Annotated in this window: 14 protein-coding genes and 3 tRNA genes; 8 read left to right on the plus strand and 9 right to left on the minus strand. The window is 56.3% G+C overall.

Going from position 1 to position 18,203, the window contains the following annotated elements; all coding sequences use genetic code 11:
- Positions 1-34: 34 nt before the first annotated feature.
- Positions 35-955: a MerR family transcriptional regulator gene (locus ACT3RU_RS09250; RefSeq protein ID WP_192527301.1), complete on the minus strand. Its 921-nt coding sequence runs from the start codon at positions 953-955 to the stop codon at positions 35-37.
- Between the two features lie 475 nt (positions 956-1,430).
- Between ACT3RU_RS09250 and ACT3RU_RS09255 the strand changes: the two genes are divergently transcribed.
- Entirely contained in the window at positions 1,431-2,342 is a 912-nt protein-coding gene (locus ACT3RU_RS09255; RefSeq protein ID WP_192527302.1) for a TIGR01777 family oxidoreductase, read from the plus strand.
- Between the two features lie 4 nt (positions 2,343-2,346).
- Here the strand turns inward: ACT3RU_RS09255 and rapA are convergent, their stop codons facing one another.
- Both rapA and ACT3RU_RS09265 read right to left on the minus strand, forming a co-directional pair.
- Positions 2,347-5,292: an RNA polymerase-associated protein RapA gene (gene rapA / locus ACT3RU_RS09260; protein ID WP_192527303.1), complete on the minus strand. Its 2,946-nt coding sequence runs from the start codon at positions 5,290-5,292 to the stop codon at positions 2,347-2,349.
- A 115-nt stretch (positions 5,293-5,407) separates the two neighbouring features.
- Positions 5,408-6,211 carry a TlpA family protein disulfide reductase gene (locus ACT3RU_RS09265; protein ID WP_483392659.1) on the minus strand — a complete coding sequence of 268 codons (804 nt, stop codon included), beginning with the start codon at positions 6,209-6,211 and terminating at the stop codon, positions 5,408-5,410.
- A gap of 67 nt (positions 6,212-6,278) precedes the next feature.
- Here ACT3RU_RS09265 and ACT3RU_RS09270 point away from each other — a divergent pair, with 67 nt between their 5' ends.
- Positions 6,279-6,515 carry a hypothetical protein gene (locus ACT3RU_RS09270; RefSeq protein WP_172117733.1) on the plus strand — a complete coding sequence of 79 codons (237 nt, stop codon included), beginning with the start codon at positions 6,279-6,281 and terminating at the stop codon, positions 6,513-6,515.
- A gap of 224 nt (positions 6,516-6,739) precedes the next feature.
- Positions 6,740-7,948 (plus strand): ABC transporter substrate-binding protein, encoded by a 1,209-nt coding sequence (locus ACT3RU_RS09275; protein WP_192527305.1) that lies wholly within the window; start codon positions 6,740-6,742, stop codon positions 7,946-7,948.
- Between the two features lie 137 nt (positions 7,949-8,085).
- Here the strand turns inward: ACT3RU_RS09275 and ACT3RU_RS09280 are convergent, their stop codons facing one another.
- The 6 genes from ACT3RU_RS09280 to typA form a co-directional block, all read right to left on the minus strand.
- Positions 8,086-9,411, minus strand: coding sequence for a branched-chain amino acid ABC transporter permease (locus ACT3RU_RS09280; RefSeq protein WP_192527306.1), 1,326 nt, complete (start codon positions 9,409-9,411; stop codon positions 8,086-8,088).
- Positions 9,411-10,415: a branched-chain amino acid ABC transporter permease gene (locus tag ACT3RU_RS09285; protein ID WP_087108988.1), complete on the minus strand. Its 1,005-nt coding sequence runs from the start codon at positions 10,413-10,415 to the stop codon at positions 9,411-9,413. Before ACT3RU_RS09285 ends, ACT3RU_RS09280 begins: the two co-directional genes overlap by 1 nt.
- 14 nt (positions 10,416-10,429) lie before the next feature.
- Positions 10,430-11,155: an ABC transporter ATP-binding protein gene (locus ACT3RU_RS09290; protein WP_192527307.1), complete on the minus strand. Its 726-nt coding sequence runs from the start codon at positions 11,153-11,155 to the stop codon at positions 10,430-10,432.
- A gap of 62 nt (positions 11,156-11,217) precedes the next feature.
- On the minus strand, positions 11,218-11,988 hold the full coding sequence (locus ACT3RU_RS09295; RefSeq protein WP_087108984.1) for an ABC transporter ATP-binding protein: 771 nt from the start codon (positions 11,986-11,988) through the stop codon (positions 11,218-11,220).
- A 64-nt stretch (positions 11,989-12,052) separates the two neighbouring features.
- A complete protein-coding gene (locus ACT3RU_RS09300) occupies positions 12,053-13,486 on the minus strand; it encodes a sodium-dependent transporter (protein ID WP_192527308.1) in 1,434 nt (477 codons plus the stop codon).
- Positions 13,487-13,794: 308 nt separating this feature from the next.
- Complete coding sequence (gene typA / locus ACT3RU_RS09305) at positions 13,795-15,669, minus strand: translational GTPase TypA (protein WP_225733776.1); 1,875 nt, start codon at positions 15,667-15,669, stop codon at positions 13,795-13,797.
- Positions 15,670-15,784: 115 nt separating this feature from the next.
- Here typA and ACT3RU_RS09310 point away from each other — a divergent pair, with 115 nt between their 5' ends.
- The 5 genes from ACT3RU_RS09310 (at position 15,785) to ACT3RU_RS09330 (ending at position 18,074) form a co-directional block, all read left to right on the plus strand.
- The gene (locus ACT3RU_RS09310; protein ID WP_483392660.1) at positions 15,785-16,768 is read left to right on the plus strand and encodes a biotin--[acetyl-CoA-carboxylase] ligase; all 984 of its coding nucleotides are present in this window, start codon (positions 15,785-15,787) and stop codon (positions 16,766-16,768) included.
- Positions 16,765-17,604 carry a type III pantothenate kinase gene (locus tag ACT3RU_RS09315; RefSeq protein WP_172117724.1) on the plus strand — a complete coding sequence of 280 codons (840 nt, stop codon included), beginning with the start codon at positions 16,765-16,767 and terminating at the stop codon, positions 17,602-17,604. Before ACT3RU_RS09310 ends, ACT3RU_RS09315 begins: the two co-directional genes overlap by 4 nt.
- A 119-nt stretch (positions 17,605-17,723) precedes the next feature.
- Positions 17,724-17,807: transfer RNA gene (locus ACT3RU_RS09320), tRNA-Tyr, on the plus strand.
- A gap of 104 nt (positions 17,808-17,911) precedes the next feature.
- A tRNA-Gly gene (locus ACT3RU_RS09325) sits at positions 17,912-17,985 on the plus strand.
- A gap of 14 nt (positions 17,986-17,999) precedes the next feature.
- Positions 18,000-18,074, plus strand: a tRNA-Thr gene (locus tag ACT3RU_RS09330).
- Positions 18,075-18,203: the final 129 nt, after the last annotated feature.

An 18,203-nucleotide genomic window follows, 5' to 3' on the forward strand; every position in this document is an offset into this window, starting at 1 on the left:
TAAAGTCCATCGCTGGCACGAGGTGTTAAATGGTCTATAAAACGCCAGACTCACGTAGCAATGGGCGCAGTCGTGCAATGGCTTGGGGGAGCTCGTCACCTAGCGTATGCACGGGGCTGTCACGCAGCTCGCTATCACGCAGCCGAGCGACTTCACCGCAGATACCCAGTGGAACGCTAAGCGCCTCGGCTGCATTGGGTAGCGCCGTATGAATATAACTATCGCTTTCTCGCTGGCCGCTCGTTAGCAGCACCATTGAGGCATGTAGCCGTGTCACCGCTTGGGGCAATGCTTCAAGAGGCAGCGTGTGATCAAACATCTGTATACGGTAACCCTGTTCACTGGCCATCAAGGCGACCATTAATACCCATAGAGGGCCTTGATCGTCGGGCATGGCAGTCAGCAGCAATAAAGGCCCACGCGTGGCCTGGTTCGCGTAATGAAGGCGTGTGCCCACTTGACTACGTAAAAAGGCTTCAAGTGTCCGCCGTGCCAAAATGTCTGGCTGAATCGTCCACTTGGCTTCCAGTGCCAGGATGACCGGCTGCCAGAGCTCGCTAACTGCTGTGCTTAGCGGGTACAGGGCCAGGCTCTGATAATAAAGCGCCTCAAGCCTGGGTAAGTCGAGTGCTTCTATCGCCAACTGCAGCTGCTGACGCTGGCTAATCCAGTCGCCAGCATTGGGCGTGGGGGCTTCTACCGTTTCTGGCTGGTCAAGCAGGTCAACGACTTGGCTAACGGGAACGCCACGGTTGAGCCACTGCAAAATACGTTCAATGCGGGTGATATCATCCTGGGCGTATAAGCGATGCCCTTTAGGAGTACGTTTAGGGCGAATCAAACCGTAGCGACGCTCCCAAGCGCGCAGGGTGACCGAATTCACACCCGTTAAACGGGAGACTTCCCGGATCGGATAGAGCGGAGTGTCGGGTGGGTGGGTCGCCTTGATACTCATGGGCGCCTGTGCCTCTTGGTCGTCTGAAGCCGCAGGATACAAAAGGCTATTTGCATTCTCTGGGGCAAAAATGATTCACAATCCATGTTGTGTCGCTTGAATAAACATAAAAATAACGCGCTATCGTAGCTCTCTTTGTACAACTTGTCGCTATCAGGTACAACCTTTGTCTTTACAGGAGGTCTTGGTGAAACGTCACGTCGGGCCTAAGTGTGTGATGTTACTGGGCTGGCTGACTTATTATGTTCCTATAACCAAGGGTTATATTGCTGTCAACTTCTACATAGATACTACCAAAGCTATTCTTGAGAATGTTTAAGTGCGATTAGTGTATAGGTAGTGTGCTTAACGCTACATTAGTGAGTAGTAAACCAGCCTGAATGTTTGCCGTGCTGGGAATGGCCTGCTATGCCTGATGAAGAAGCAAGCGCGTGGCTAGCGCGTATTTGCGCGGCGTCACAATAGGAGCAACACCATGCGTATATTAGTCACCGGAGGCAGCGGTTTTGTCGGGAAACGCCTTTGTGAAACGTTGCAAGGCCAAGGACATACCGTACAAGTGGTATCAAGAGACCCGCAGAAAGCGCGTAAGCAGCTGCCTCGCGAGTGCGATATTCGCGACAGCGTGCTTGACTTTTTAGAGGCGCCGCCCGAGGCAATCGTTAACCTGGCCGGTGAGTCGATTGCTGCCAAACGGTGGAGTGATGCGCAAAAAGAGACGCTTATTCAGTCACGCACCCATATGACTCACCAGCTCGTTACGCTATGTGAAGAGCTTCAGGCCAATGGGCAGGCTGTGCCCAACGTCATGGTAAGTGGCTCGGCCATGGGGTACTACGGTGATCAAGGTAAGCGTGTCGTTACCGAAGACACCGCAGCGCACGATGAATTTGCCCACCGGCTATGCGTTAAGTGGGAGGCGGCCGCAAAGCCTGTTGAAGCGCTCGGCGTACGTTTGGCGCTTCTGCGAACGGGGCTGGTGCTGGATGCAGGAGGTGGAGCACTCCAGAAAATGCTGCCACCGTTTAAGCTAGGGCTAGGTGGACGTTTTGGCAGTGGCGAGCAGTATATGCCCTGGATTCATCGCGAGGATCTGGTGGATGCGATTGTGTTCCTGCTGGAAAAAGAGGACCTTAATGGCGCCTTTAACGGCAGTGCGCCGCACCCAGCCACTAATGCCGAGTTTTCCAAAACGCTAGCCAAACGGCTTAACCGCCCGGCCATATTTCCCGTGCCTGCCTTTGTCTTAAAAGCAGGCTTGGGGGAAATGTCTCGGCTGCTGCTAACCGGGGCTGACATGCGCCCGGCGCGCCTTATCGAGGCGGGGTTTGAATTTCAGTACCCGACACTCGATAAGGCGCTGGCAGAGATCTTAAGGCGAGATTGAGCGCTTAGGCGTTGGGGTCAACGGTAATCACGACCCGAACGGAGTCCAGCCGCAGGCGAGTATTTTCTATAGCCTCGCTCAGCGCCTGGCGCTCCTGCTTCAGGGCATCCAGCTCTTCAGCGCGTACCGAGGGGTTATGCTCGGCTAGCGCTGTTAGGCGGGCAAGCTCGGCATCCAGCTGGGCGCGCATGCGCGTTTCAGCGGCCTCTACAATGCTGGGCAGCTCACGTTCTGCCTCGCCTTCGCCCTGAATAAGCAGCTCACGTAACTGGTCGTGGCGGCTTTTAATTAGATCCCGCGCTAGCGATTTATTGACCTTTTGCAGGTTTTTGCCAAGCCCCGTGAACGAGATTTTGCTGGTCAGGTTAGCACCTGATTCATCCAGCAGAACGCGTACGGCGGTGGGCGGCAAGAAGCGGTTAAGGTGCAGTGACTTCGGCGCCGGGCAGTGGGTGCGGAAGACAAGCTCCGCCATTAATCGCCCGCTAGGGATAGCCGTGTGACGCAGCAGTGCCAGGGCCGTGTTGCCCATGGTGCCGTCCAGAATGCGCTCCATCATTTCGCGCAGCAGCGGATGCTCCCACGAAAGGCGTTGAATATCATCCCGCGCAAGCGCTTGGGCACGGCTATAGGTCGCAGTAAAGCCCTCTTCGCCTTTCACCAGACCAGGCAATCCGTCCAGCATATGCTGGCTAGGCTGCAAGTGAAGAAGCCCTTTGCCGATCTCCTGGCTGTCCACGCCAAATACATCCAGCGCCCGCTCTACATAACGTGGGAGTGCGGTATCTTCATCCAACTCGCGTACAGCGCTAATCACTTCTTGGGCGCGTGCTGGCCTACAGGCGTTAAGTTCCAGCAAGCGGTTGCGCCCGGCATCACGTTCGGCCAGCTTGGCGGTAAACATTTCCCGTGTTTCAACGATGATTTCATCCAGCGTTTCATCGTCGAGAAGCGCATCGGCAAGCGCGTCGCCAAAGGCCTCGTAGAGGTCGCTGCCGATGCCATGGGGAGCACTGAACGCATCCATGCCTTCGTTATACCAGCGCAGCAGCCGCTCGCCGGGGCTGCCAATAAAGCTGGGCACGTGTAGCTCAATGGCGTGCTTCTGGCCGATACGGTCCAGACGGCCAATGCGCTGCTCCAGTTGGTCAGGGTGCTGGGGCATATCGAACATGACCAAGTGGCGGCAGAACTGGAAGTTGCGCCCCTCTGAGCCAATCTCCGAGCAGACGAGTACCTGCACGCCCTCTTCTTCATCGGCAAAAGCGGCGGCGGCGCGGTCACGCTCAACCAGCGATAGCCCTTCATGAAAGACCGGCGCCTGATAGCCGCCCAATATGCGTAGCCCTTCGGCCAAGCCTTCGGCGGTTTCACGGTGGTGGGCAATGACCAATACTTTGTCGTTGGCAAAGCCTGTTTCGCTATCGTCGCTGAGTTTATCCAGCAGCCAGTTAACCCGTGGGTCGATATGCCACCAGGCCTCACCGTTGAGCGGATCGTTGCGGAGTTCACGGTACATGGCATCCGGGTAGATCAATACATCCGGGTGATCCATGCCGGTTTCAATCAGCAGCTCGTCCAGGTAGTCGTCATCACGCTCCAGGCGGCGCAGCACGCGGCGATACGCGGAGGGTAGTTCAAGCGAGGAAAGGTGCAGGCGACGCTCGGGAAAGCCGCCGACATGGCGGCGGCTATTGCGAAACATCACCCGCCCCGTGCCGTGGCGATCAAGCAAAGCGTCGCGCAGTTGATGGCGGGCCGCATCTTGCTGCTCTGTGCTGGCTTCAGCGTTGCACAGCGTTGCCAGCAGCGCCTGGCTGTCGCGGTCGTCGGCGACGGTATCTACCCGGGCACGGGCGTCCGGCGTGGCAGGCAGCGCATCCAGGGCATCGATGGCGCTTGCTACAGCGGTGTAGTGGCGCTCTTCGTCTTTGAAGCGCTGTAGATCGTGATAGCGTTCGGCATCCAGCAAGCGCAGGCGGGCAAAGTGACTTTCAATGCCCATCTGTTCAGGCGTCGCTGTAAGCAGCAGTAGGCCGGGAATTTCTGCGGCGAGCTGCTCAACACATTGATAGCCTGGGCCGCTACCCTCGGCGCTCCAGTCCAGGTGGTGGGCTTCATCGACAATCAGCAGATCAAACCGGCTGGCCAGTGCCTGGTCCTGGCGATGAATATTGGCAAACAGCCAGCCCTGGCTTGCCAGCACCAGTTGGGCGCTCTCAAACGGGTTAGCGCTGCCGTGGGCCTGGCTTTGATGCTCATCAAGCAGGCTGACATTCAGCGAGAAGCGGCGAAGGAGCTCCACCAGCCACTGGTGGGTCAGGCTGTCAGGCACCAATATAAGCGCCCGCTCAATGCGGCCGGTCAGCAGCAGGCGGTGCAGAATCAGCCCGGCTTCGATGGTTTTTCCCAGACCTACTTCATCCGCCAGAAGCACGCGCGGCGCATGACGGCGAGCCACTTCGTCGGCGATATACAGCTGGTGCGGGATCAAATCGATGCGCGGCCCAGCAAAGCCCAGGGCGCTGTGCTGCTCGATGCGCTGGTGATGGTGCAGCGTCCGAAAGCGCAGATCAAACCAGTCGTTGCGGTCTACCTGGCCTGTCAACAGGCGATCACGCGCCTGATCAAACTGCATGGTGTCGGCAAGCTTGGCTTCAGGGAGCTCGCGCAGCGTGCCTTCGCTGTCCTCACCGATATAGGTAATCAGGCCGTGAGACTCTTTGCTGTCATCAACGGTCATCTGCCAGCCATCGGCCGACAGCACCCGATCGCCGCTGCCGAACATCACGCGGGTCAACGGCGCCTGGCGCGTGTTATAGGTTCGGGTTTCCTGGCTGGCACTGAACAAGATGGTAACGCTACGGAAGTCGCAGTTAAGCACGGTGCCAAGCCCAAGCTCGGCTTCTCCGTCGCTAATCCAGCGCTGGCCGGGTGAAAAATCGCTCATGATGCCTCGGGGAAGTCTACAAAAACGGGTCATACGCTGCCGAGGGCACGCCATCAGCAGCGGTAGGGCGGGGGATTCTAACGCAAAGGCGCCGGGGGATTAAGGTGTATCGGCGTCAATCTTCCAACCAGCGTTCAATATGGGCGCGGGTAAGCTCGCCAACGTGAATGTCTAAGGTATTGCCTTGGCCATCAAAAAGCACCGTGGTGGGTAGCCCGGGCGCCTCAAACAGGGCCATCAGCGTTTGGCCTGGGTCGCGCAGTGCATGGGTAAAATCCAAACCTTCTGCGTCCAAATAACGCACGATAGGCAACAAATCTTCGCCCTGGTTGACTACCGCGACGCTCACGCCTTCGTGCTGGGCAGCCTCTTCGAGTAATGGCATTTCGCGTCGGCAGGGTGGGCACCAGGTGGCCCACAGGTTAATAATTACCCGGTCGCTGCCGTCTGCCAGGTCGGGCAGGTACACCTCGGCGCCGTCTACGTTTTCCAGGCGGATCTCGGGTAATTGGCTGACGGCAGATGCGCTACCCAAGGGCGACAGGGATACCAGCATAAGCCATAGGCCCGAGGCGCTGAGCAGAATGACGGTGCCCCCGAGTAACGCTGAAAGCCGCTTGCGAAGCGTCCAGGCTGTCCATAGCAAGCCGGTCAATAATCCGCCGATGCCGTGGTACCCCGGTTGCCAGACTTTAAGCGCATCAAGCGGATTGGCACTATAGCTCTCCAGGTGAAGCGTAATGTGCGCGATACGCGCCCCGATTAACCAGGCAAGGATTAGCCCGGTGAACCAGCGATTTAAACGCGGCGGTGGTAGGCGCAGTAAGTAACGTGCCGACAGTAACACCAGTAGCGCACAGCCGATGGCGTATAACCTGGGTAATGAAATCAATAGCGGCCCAAGGGCGATGGCATTCATGGTCTTTCCGATAAGCAGGTACACTACGAGACCATACCACGTGAGTTGAAAATTACGGAGTCTGACTATGTCACAACCCGCCTTTGACGTGCTGCGCGCGCTGGCTATTGGTTCTCAGGCGTTGGGCCTGATCGTTATCATCACGCTGGAGACGCTATTGGAAAGTGCGGCACGGCCCTGGCAAGGGCTCACCTTGGGCTTCATGTTAGCAGCGGCACTAAGTATTGCGCTGGTGCGCGTGTACCGCCGTAATCGACAGCGTAAACAACAAGACCAGCGGCTTGGTAATAGCCGCCATGAGTAAAGGATACAGGCGGTGGCTGGGTTGGCTAATGCTGTGCGTACTGCTCTTACAGATGGCGGTACTTTAACGCCTGTAACGCTGGTTATAGATACAGCGCGTAGTCGATAAACATCAAAGCAGCGTTAGAAAGCGTTGCTTGTGTTTTTAACGTTGTGGTTCCAGATTAAAGAGAGTTTCTGCGTGCTAGCGCAGGACGGATTATCTCACTGGGAGCGACAAATAATATGATCAATAAGCGCGCATTAGCCACTGCCGTTGCGGCCTCTTCACTTGCCATAACGGGCATGGCCCAGGCAGAAGTGAAAATTGGCTTCCTTGGCGGGTTTACCGGGGGAATAGAAAGTCTTACGCCGCCTATCTTTGAAGGGGCGAAGCTTGCCGTCCAACAGGTTAACGAACAGGGCGGCATTCTGGATGGCCAAACGCTGGTAATGCCTTCGGGCGATACCACCTGCGCTGATGCCTCGGCGGCCTCGAACGCGGCTGACCGCATGGTCAACTCTGAGCAGGTCACCGCGATTGTGGGGGCGCTTTGCACCGGGGCGACGATTGCGGCGGCCAATAACGCGGCGATCCCGGGTGGCGTGGTAATGATTTCACCTGCCTCGACGGCGCCTGCAGTTTCCGAGCTGGATGACAACGATTTGGTCTTCCGTACGGTGCCTTCTGACGCGTTCCAGGGCGAGATCCTGGCCAAGCTGCTGCTTGATAAAGGTATCGACTACGTGGCGGTGACCTATGTCAATAACGACTACGGGCGCGGGCTTTCTGATGCGTTCAGCGTAGCGTTTGAAGCCGGTGGCGGCGAGATTGCCGAAAATCTTGCCCATGAAGATAACCGCGCTGATTACCGTTCTGAATTGGGCTCGCTCTCTGCCGGTGGCGCCGATACGCTGGTGGTGCTGGCCTATGCCGACACTTCTGGGCAAACCGTGCTTCGCCAGGCGTATGAAAGTGGCATGTTTACCCAGTATGTGGGCGCTGACGGCATGGTCGGCGATAGCCTGGTCGAGGCGATAGGTGCAGACGTGCTGGACGGCATGATAGCCACGCGCCCAGGCAGCCCGGACCTTCCCGGTACGCCTATTTTCAACGAGGCCGCTGAAACCGCAGGCTTTGACCCCAGCGCGGTGTTTGCCGCTCAGGCGTATGATGCCGCTTTCTTGCTGGCGCTGGCTATTGAGCAAAACGGCAGCGCCGAGCGCGAAGGGCTGGTCGATGCGCTGCGCAGCGTTTCCAGTGCGCCGGGCGAAGTGATTCTACCGGGTGAGTGGGAGAAGGCCGTCGAGCTAATCGCAGCGGGCACCGAGATCAATTACGAAGGTGCCTCGGGCGCCCACGATTTTGATGAATACGGTGATGTGCCTGGCGTCGTCGTAGAAATGGTGATTGAAGATGGCCAATTTACCAGCAAAGGGCAGGTAGATTTATAAGCGCTTTAGCGAGGCCGTTTAATCAGGATCGATACGTCATTTAAGCCCCGGTGTTTTGCACCGGGGCTTTTTCCTAGGCAGGTTTTTAAGAAGGTCCTTGGGGCAGCCCTTGTGACAGTCCTTGGGACAGTTTGCCATCAACCGTGATGGGTGATTTTTTCGGGCAGCAACCCTTTAGGCGCAAAGCGCAGCACCAGGGTTATCAACATGCCGATTACCAACACCCGTGCCTGCAGAGCGCGGCTATCCATATTGTTCGGTGCATCCCAGCCAAACGTGCTTTCACCTGCGCTGACGATCAACTGCATCAAAAAGAGCGCCAGCGGCTCCGACATAATCCAGATAATATACACCGCGACGGCCCCGAAAATAGTGCCCAGGTTATTACCCGGCCCGCCCAATATCACCATCACCAACACCAAAAATGTGTGGTTAAGCGGCAGATAGCCTTGAGGGTCAAACAGGCTGTTAAATGTCCCCAGTATGCCACCACCAAGACCCATCAAAATGCATCCCAGTACAAAAATCTCCAGGCGGCGCTTGTTGATGTCCTTGCCCATGGCGGCCGCCGAGACTTCGTTATCGCGTATCGCTCGAATCATGCGCCCCCAGGGCGCGTGATAGGCCCGGTGAAGTAGAAAGAAAATCACCGCAATCACCACGGCCGTGATCGACAGATACAACGCCCTTGAGAGCGTAAAGCCAAGCTCTGCCGGCCCGGGCGTTGGCCAGGGGAGCGGTGATACCGTGGCGGTGCCGCGTGTCAGCCAGTCGGAGTTTTTCAAAAACGCTTTAATAATTTCCGCAATGCCCAGCGTGGCAATCGCCAGGTAGTCGCTGCGCAGGCCTAAGCAGACATGCCCAATCAGGTAGCCTACGCCGCCTGCCAAGGCGCCACCTACGATCCAGCCGGTCCAGGCAGGCAGGCCAAAACCGCCCACAAACCCGGCCTGCGCTTGAATTTGGCTGGTCACATCGCGCAGTAGGCTAATCACCACCAGATACAGCACGACCGCGAGCACAACAGCAATCAGGGTACGCAGCTTTTTGGGAACGCCCAGCCGGTCAAGCCGAGTGGCGCCTACCACCACCAGTGTGGCTGCCAGGCCATAGAGCAGCACACGGCCAAGCTCGCCTGGCAGTTCGGTGCCCCAAAAGGCATCGTTGACTGGAACACTAAACAGCATGGCGCAGAAACCGCCCAGCGCCACAAAGCCCATCACCCCGGCATTGAATTGCCCGGCATAGCCCCACTGAATGGTCAGGCCCAAGGCAAGAATGGCGTAACAGGCCGCCTCAACCAGCATTCGCGTACTGTAGGCGGCGCCCATTAAGCCATAAACCGCCAAAATGGCGACCAGGAGCGTACCAAACAGCACCACTTCGCGGACAGGAAAGCGCCGCTCAGGTGTCGCGTCTTTAGGTATATAAGCGGGGTTGCGGGTGTTGGTTGAATCGCTCATTAGATCACCTTGCCTTTAAAGAGGCCGGTAGGACGCCACACCAGAATGGCCACCAGAATGAAAAACGGGACCACAATTTTGTACTCGGTACCCACAAACGCCAGGTTAGAGGGAAGTTCCAGCCATGCAGGGAAGCTGTCCTGGAAGGGGCGCAGCAGCACGTTCCAGTTAAACACGGCCAGGGTTTCGGCAAAGCCGACCACAAACCCGCCGGCAATCGCGCCGTAGGGGTGGCCGACCCCGCCGACAATGGCGGCAGCGAAGATAGGCAGCAGCAGGAAAAAGCTTAAATCGGGCTTGAACGTTACATCCAGGGCAAGCAGTGTGCCGGCAATCGCCGCCAGGCTGCCTGCAATGACCCAAGTGACGGCCACAATCGTATTGGTATTGATACCCGAGGCCTGGGCAAGCTCGGGGTTATCCGACATTGCGCGCATCGCTTTGCCCAGCCGTGAGCGGTTTAAAAACAGATGCAGGGCAACGACGGCCACCAGGGTAATGACAAACAGGTAAATTTGCGGTTCGGTGATCACAATCGGCGCGCGCACTCCTTCAAACGGCACAGCGATGCGGAAAATTTCCTTGCGATCATCCACGTACAAACTCTGGCCGCCGGTGCCTGCAAACAGGCGAATAAGCCCCTGGAGCATCAGCGTGACGCCAAGAGAGCCAATGACCAACACGATGGGTTTAACGCCATGCGCGCGTAGCGGTTTGTAAAATGCCTTATCGATACCTACCGCCAGTAGCGCCGTCAGCAGCATGGCAACAGGTAGCATCAAAAGTGCGGTAGGGATGCCCATGCTGGCGCCAGCGGCAGGAAATAGCGTGGTCAGCAAAAGCACCATAAAGGCACCAAAGGTCATCATGTCAGCATGCGCGAAGTGGGCAAAGCGCATGATGCTAAAAATCAGTGTTACGCCAATCGCGCCAATTGCGTAAATCGAGCCGGTAACGCTACCTGCGATCACCACGTTATTAATAAAAAAGATCAGTTCGTTCATCGTAGTCCCTCGGGCTAGCCGCCCAAAAAGCTCTTGGCCACGTCTGGGTCGGCAAACAGGGCTGCCCCGGTGTCAGTAAAGCGGTTTTGGCCTGCTGCCAGGACAAAGCCCTTGTCGGCAATGGCAAGCGCCTGCCTGGCGTTCTGCTCGACCATTAAAATGCCTACGCCCGCCGCGTTGATCTGCTTAACCCGGTCGAAAATTTCGTTCATATAGAGCGGTGAAAGCCCAGCGGTGGGTTCATCGAGTAGCAGCAGACTCGGCTCTGCCATAAGGGCTCGGCCCATAGCGACCATCTGACGCTGGCCGCCCGATAGCTCTCCGGCTGGCTGGTGGCGTTTCTCTACCAGTGGCGGGAAAAACGCGTATACCTGCTCCAGCATGCGTTTGACGTTGTGAGGCTTGAGATAGGCGCCCATCTCCAGGTTTTCCTTAACGGTAAGGCTTGGGAAAACGTTTTTCTCCTGAGGAACAAAGCCCATTCCGCGCTCAACAAGTTTATTGGAGGCCAGGTTATGAATGGGCTCACCGTTAAGCAAAATGTCGCCCTGATTAACGTTTAACAGTCCAAATATGGCTTTGAGCATGGTCGACTTGCCGGCGCCGTTGGGTCCGACTATAACGCCTACTTCATGCGCATAAAGCGACATGTCCACCCCATTAAGAATGTTCATGGCGCCATAACCACCGTGCACATTGCGTGCCTCAAGCAGTGGCGTCGTTGATGTTGTTAATGACATGATAAAAGTGTCTCGCTGCATCGCTTTTAAGCGGCTTGTTGTTGTTTATACGGAGCATTTGATCAGGCAGCGTCGGTGCCAAAATATGCTTCAATCACCGCAGGGTTATTTTGAATATCCTGAATATGCCCCTCGACCATCACGCTTCCCTGAGCCAAGACAATCACCGGGTCGCATAGCCGGGCAATCATGTCCATGTCGTGTTCGATCACTAAAAAGGTGTAACCCAACTCGCGATTCAAACGCTCAATATTGCTGATCAAGTCGCCCAGCAGGGTACGGTTAACGCCTGCGGCAATTTCATCAAGCAGCACGACCTTGGCATCCGTCATCATGGTGCGGCCAAGCTCCAACAGCTTTTTTTGCCCGCCAGATAGGTTGCCCGCCAGCTCATTGCGTACATGGTGCAGGCCGACAAACTCGATGACCTCAAGCGCACGTTTTTGGACCGCCGCTTCCTCTTCGCGCACCCGTGCCGGTTTAAACCACGTGTTGAATAAGCTTTCTCCCGCCTGATGAGGCGGCACCATCATCAGATTTTCCAGCGCACTCATTTGGCTAAATTCATGGGCAATCTGGAAGGTGCGCAAAAGCCCCTTGTGGAAGCGTTGGTTGGCGCTGAGCGCGGTAATATCGTCACCGTCGAGAAACACATGGCCGCTATCCGGCGTCAGGGAGCCGGCGATCAGGTTAAACAGGGTCGATTTACCTGCCCCATTAGGGCCGATCATGCCGGTGATTGAGCCTTTCTCGACGCGAATGGAGCAGTTGTTAATCACCTGTAATCCACCAAACGCCTTGTTCACCTGTTGTACTTCAATAAGAGGATGCATAGTGCCCTCGTGTAGTAGGCGACCATTCGGTCGTCTGTGTTGTTATCTTATTGTAGGGCGCTGATCAGCGCGGTTTTTGGCGTCGTTGGCTAAGCGCAAAGAGGCTGACCAGTAGCAGTGCGCCAAGCGCAGGAATCATATAGCCCTCAACCTGGGAAATAGTGCGTAAAAAGACAAATGCCACCGCGGTAGGGGCAACAAAACGGACTAGAAACCGCCAGCTAATAAACCAGGCATGGGTAGTATCCAGCTCTTTCATCACTTCGCTTTGGGTGAGCACCCAGCCCGCGAATAGCGCAATCATCAGGCCACCCAGCGGCATAAAGATATTGGTCAACAGTTCGATAACATCAAAGGCGCTGCGGCCAAATAGATGGTAGAAAATGCTGTCTTCTGCGCCGATGTTAAAGCTTGCGACGGTGAGCAGTCCCATTGCCCAAGCCGCCACCACCACGATGACGACTGCTTGGGGCCGGGTGAGGTTGAATCGCTCGACCAGAAAAGCGGCAACGGGCTCGATAAGCGAGATGGAGGAACTAATCGCAGCCCCCAGCACTAAAATAAAGAAGATGCCGCCTATCAGCGCCCCCAGCGGCATTTCAGCGAAGGCAAGTGGCAATGTCACAAACATCAGTCCTGGGCCCTGGCCGGTTTCAAGCCCTGCCCCAAATACCAGCGCGAAAATCGCCAGCCCTGCCACCATGGCAATCGCCGTATCCACTACGGCCACGCCAACGGCGGTGCGCGTAAGAGAGGCATCGCCGGGCATATAGGCGCCGTAGGCCATAATAGCGCCCATCCCCAGGCTTAGCGTAAAGAAGGACTGCCCCACGGCCTGTAGCCAGCCCTCAAGGCTCAGGTCAGCGATGTTAAAGGTCAACAGAAAGCGCGCCGCCGCATGTATATCGCCATTCATCACGCTGTAAGCAAGCACTACCGTCAGAATAATGAACAGCGCAGGCATCATAATGCGCAGGCCCGTCTCAATTCCTCGATGAACGCCCATGCTGACAATTAGTGCAGACGCCGCAATGAACAGCGTGTGGTACAGCGTCATAAGGGAAGGTGACGCCAGCAGTGCGTCAAAACTCGCCGCCATCGTTTGCGCGTCGGCACCCACAAGCGAGCCGGTCAGCATGAGCCCGGTGTAGTGCAGTGCCCAGCCAGCGATGACCGAGTAAAAGCTTAAAATCAAAAAAGCCGAAGCCGCGCCCAGCCAGCCGATTAACTCCCAGACGCGCGAGGCTTTGTGCGTTTTGGTTAAGTGCCGCATGCCCATAATAGGGCTCTGACGGCTGGTGCGGCCCAGCATGGTCTCTGCGATCAGGATAGGGATGCCGACGGCCAAAATGGTGACGGCATACACCAGGATAAACGCCCCGCCACCGTTTTCACCGGTTAAATACGGGAAACGCCAAAGATTGCCCAAGCCCACGGCGGAGCCTACCGCTGCCAGTAGAAAAGTACCCTTGTGCGTCCAGACGTTGTGTCCACTCATGTAAAGAGTGTTCCTGTGCAAGTGATTGGCAAAGATTGGTATCCAAACGCCTGTATGAATTGTAGTTTGGCAGAAAGCCCTGGCGTCGCCAGTTGCAAGCTACTGTGCGGTAGAATGCGTGCGCTTTCCAGCGTCCAGGCGTTTAGGCTGCGTTTACTGGTGCACTTGGCGGGGCTTTAAAAAAGAGTAGCGGCGGGACAATGGATGGCGCAAACGCCTGAAAAGAGCGCCCCCAGATACAAGAAAGCCCGCACGGAGGCGGGCTTTCGGTCTTGCTTTAGAGCGCGTTGAGCGCTTGCTCTGCTGACTTATTTCTTGCCAGCGCGCTTACGCTCATTTTCGGTCAGGTGCTTCTTGCGCAGACGGATGTGGCTCGGCGTTACTTCCACCAGCTCATCGGAATCCAGGAACTCGATGGCCTGCTCAAGCGTGAACCTGATGGGCGGCGTCAGTACGATGTTTTCATCGTTACCGGTGGAGCGCATGTTATCGAGCTTTTTACCCTTGGTCGGGTTAACCACCATGTCGTTGGCACGGTTGTTAATACCGATCAGCATGCCTTCGTAGACTTCGGTGGCGTGGTCGATGATCAGCTTGCCGCGCTCTTGCAGCGCGTAAAGGGCATAGGCCAGCGCCTTGCCGCCCACCATGGAAACCAGAACGCCGTTACGACGCTCAATAGAGGCATCGGGCTTCAGCGGGCCGTAGTGGTCAAAGCGGCTGGTCAGGATGCCGGTGCCGGACGTCAGGGTTAGGAACTGACCACGGAAACCGATCAAACCACGTGCAGGAATGATGAAGTCCAAACGAACACGGCCTTTACCATCCGGATTCATGTTGGTCAGTTCACCCTTACGGTAGCCAAGTTCTTCCATGATTGAGCCTTGGTGCTGCTCTTCACAGTCGATAATGACTTCTTCGTAGGGCTCCTGCTTAACGCCGTCGATCTCTTTGATGATAACTTCGGGGCGGCCAACGGCCAGCTCAAAGCCTTCACGACGCATGGTTTCGATCAGTACCGACAGGTGAAGCTCGCCGCGACCAGAAACCTTGAATTTTTCAGGGGTGTCGCCCTGTTCAACGCGCAGTGCCACGTTGTGAATCAGCTCTTGATCAAGACGATCCTTGATATTACGGCTGGTGACGTACTTGCCTTCTTTACCGGCGAACGGCGAGTCATTGACCTGGAAGGTCATGGACACGGTCGGCTCATCAACGGAAAGCGGTGGCAGGGCTTCAATGGCACTGTTGTCGCACAGCGTATCGGAAATCGCCAGATCTTCGATGCCGGTGATACAAACGATGTCACCTGCGGTCGCTTCGGTCGTTTGTACGCGCTCCAGCCCCATGTGCGTCATAACCTGGCCGACTTTACCTTTGCGGGTAGCGCCTTCCTTGGTGATCACGGTGATCTGCTGGCCCGGCTTGACACTGCCGCGCTTGATGCGGCCAAGACCGATAACACCCACGTAGCTGTTGTAATCCAGTGCGGAAATCTGCATCTGGAAGGGACCGTCGACTTCAACTTGCGGCGGCTTAACGATATCTACAATCGCCTGGAACATGGGGTCCATGTTCTCGGCAAGCGCTTCAGGGTCCATGCCAGCAATACCGTTGAGCGCCGAGCAGTAGATGATCGGGAAGTCGAGTTGCTCGTCAGTGGCCCCCAGGTTGTCAAACAGATCGAAAATCTGGTCGATAACCCAATCAGGGCGTGCGCCAGGGCGGTCAATCTTGTTCACCACGACGATCGGCTGGAGGCCTTGAGAGAACGCTTTTTGAGTCACAAAGCGGGTTTGCGGCATTGGGCCATCAACCGCGTCAACCAGCAGTAGCACTGAATCCACCATGGACATAACGCGCTCTACTTCACCACCGAAGTCAGCGTGCCCTGGGGTGTCAACGATATTGATGTGGTAGTCCGTACCATTGCCATCTTGCCACTGAATGGCCGTGTTTTTGGCCAGGATCGTAATGCCGCGCTCTTTCTCCTGGTCATTGGAGTCCATAACCCGCTCTTGGCCTTCGGCCTTGCGGTCTAGTGTGCCCGATTGACTTAACAGCTTGTCTACCAAGGTAGTTTTGCCGTGGTCAACGTGGGCGATGATGGCAATGTTACGAAGATTCTCGATCACGACGCGATCCTGCTGGGAAAATAGGGCGGCATTATAGGGTCTCGGCATGGTCGACTACCAGCCTTGTCTCAAATAAAGCACCAAGTCAATAACCCAAACGCGGCAGTTTTCGCCTCCTACGTGCATCCGTTAAGATAGGCGTTTTCCCAGTTGGGGCAAGCACATGACCATCGGTAACCTGGTGCGTTTGTTGAGCGATGGCAATGTTCACTCTGGTGAACAATTAGGCGAAACGCTGGGCGTTTCGCGGGCTGCTGTATGGAAACAGCTAAAAAAATTGGAGGCCTTGGGCGTGGAATTGGTGGCGGTGAAGGGGAGAGGTTATCGACTAGCCCGCCGCCTTGAGCCATTGGAGGGCGCCAGGATTGTTGAGCACCTGCCCGCTCAGGCACGCCATTTGTTGACGCGATTATTTGTCGAAGACCAGTTGCCTTCAAGCAACGAGTATCTGCGTCAGCGATTTAATCAGGGTGCGGGGCATGGCGAAGTGTGCCTTGTTGAACTCCAAACCGCCGGTCGTGGTCGCCGTGGGCGAGTATGGACAACCCCGTGGGGGCAAAGTTTGATGCTCTCGTTGGGCTGGCGCTTTGACGCGGGGGTAGCCTCGCTTGAAGGGTTAAGCCTTGCGGTAGGCGTGGTTGTGTCTCAGGTGCTTGAGCAGCTGGGCGCTGCGCCTAAGCTAAAATGGCCCAATGATATTCTGATGGTGGATGCAGGCGATGAGCTGAGCAAGCTGGCTGGCATATTGATTGAGGTGACGGGCGATGCGGCGGGGCCTTGCGAGGTTGTGATTGGCATGGGCATGAACCTGTCGTTAACCGAGTCTCAGCGCGCCGCCATTGACCAGCCGGTAGCTGCGCTGTTTGATGTGCATGCCGGGCATACGCGAAATCAGTTGGCGTCAGATGTTGTGGCGGGGCTTCTGAGCATGCTGGCAGATTTTGAGCACGTCGGTTTTGCCGCATGGCGCGATGAGTGGAATGCGCGCCATGCGTATGTAGGCGCGCCGGTACGCATCATTCAAGGGGAGCGCGTCAGCGATGCGATCGCAGGCGACGTCGATAACAGCGGTAACTTATGGGTTACTGAAAACGGTCACTCGCGGCGCTTGGCAGGCGGTGAGATCAGCGTACGCAGGCGCTTATGATTCTGGATTTGGATATCGGTAATACCTTGTCGAAATGGCGGCTCAAGGATGCCGAAAGTAGTGAAATACGCTCGCGCGGTGCTGTCTGGACGCGCGAAGAGTGGCGCCCAGGGGCGGATATTCCAGACCTTGATGTGGTTGAGGCCGTACGTATTTCAAGCGTTGCCCGGGCCGCTGTGTTGGAGGAGACGGTGACGCTGCTGCGCCACAAGGTGCGCCATGTCTATGTGGCGCACTCAACACCTGAAGCGTTGGGCGTTGTTAACGGCTATGAGGAGCCCTCTCGGTTGGGGGTCGACCGATGGATGGGAGCGCTTGCCGGGTACCAACTGGCCGGAGGCTGCTGTGCGGTCGACTGTGGTAGTGCAATCACTATTGATTTTGTGCTGCCTGGTGGTATGCACCTGGGGGGCTTTATTATCCCGGGACTGCGGCTAATGAAAGAGAGCTTAAAGCTGGGTACCCGCAATGTCGCGATTGATCCTGAAAGCGAGGCGGACGCTTTGCTGGAGCCTGGGCGTCGCACCGTCGATGCGGTTAATCACGGGATTTATATGGCGGCTGTTAGCGCGATTAACCGTATTTATAGCGAAGTGTGCGATCAGCAGGGCATTGCGCTACCCGTGCTGTTAACAGGCGGCGATGCACGCGTGGTTTCTCGAGGCGTGCAGGTGCCTCACGCGGTATGGCCTGATATGGTGTATGGGGGGCTTGAGGCCAGTTTTCCGCTTACCTTCACTGAACGAGCAGGAAAAATGGCCGGTGCGCCGCGTGTGCCTGAGCCTGTATCGTTAGAAAAAATTCGCGCAGGGCTTGCATTCTCTATGCTGCTTTGACAGAATGCAGCGCGTTCCAAGGCAGCTAACAGATGCGCTAGCATCGCAAGCTACGATAAATTAAGTAAATATCTAGCTTGACAGTGTTTTGGAGGCTGGCATAATGTGCCGCCAACGCTGGAGAGATTCCCGAGTGGCCAAAGGGAGCAGACTGTAAATCTGCCGCGAAAGCTTCGAAGGTTCGAATCCTTCTCTCTCCACCAGATTTAAGCAGCAGCGACGTTTGTCGGTGTTGTGGGATGAAAGCCGGTAGAGGGCATTGTCTATCGTTCGGCGTGCAGCGGCTTGTAATCCATGCAGCAGTTACGCGGGCGTAGTTCAACGGTAGAACCTCAGCCTTCCAAGCTGATGGTGCGGGTTCGATTCCCGCCGCCCGCTCCAGTTGATGTGATTTGGCTCATGTAGCTCAGGGGTAGAGCACACCCTTGGTAAGGGTGAGGTCGACGGTTCAATTCCGTCCATGAGCTCCATATTTCGAGAACAGCGAGCGAAGCTCGCTTTTTTTGTTTCTGAGTTTGTCTCTGTTTGTAGAGCGCTGCATGTTTTGAGTGTTCGATGCAGAGTGGGGTTGTCAGGTGGTTATTTCTCCGCTATCATGG

This window comes from Halomonas sp. TP35 (assembly GCF_052375975.1).
GTDB lineage: Bacteria > Pseudomonadota > Gammaproteobacteria > Pseudomonadales > Halomonadaceae > Vreelandella > Vreelandella citrativorans.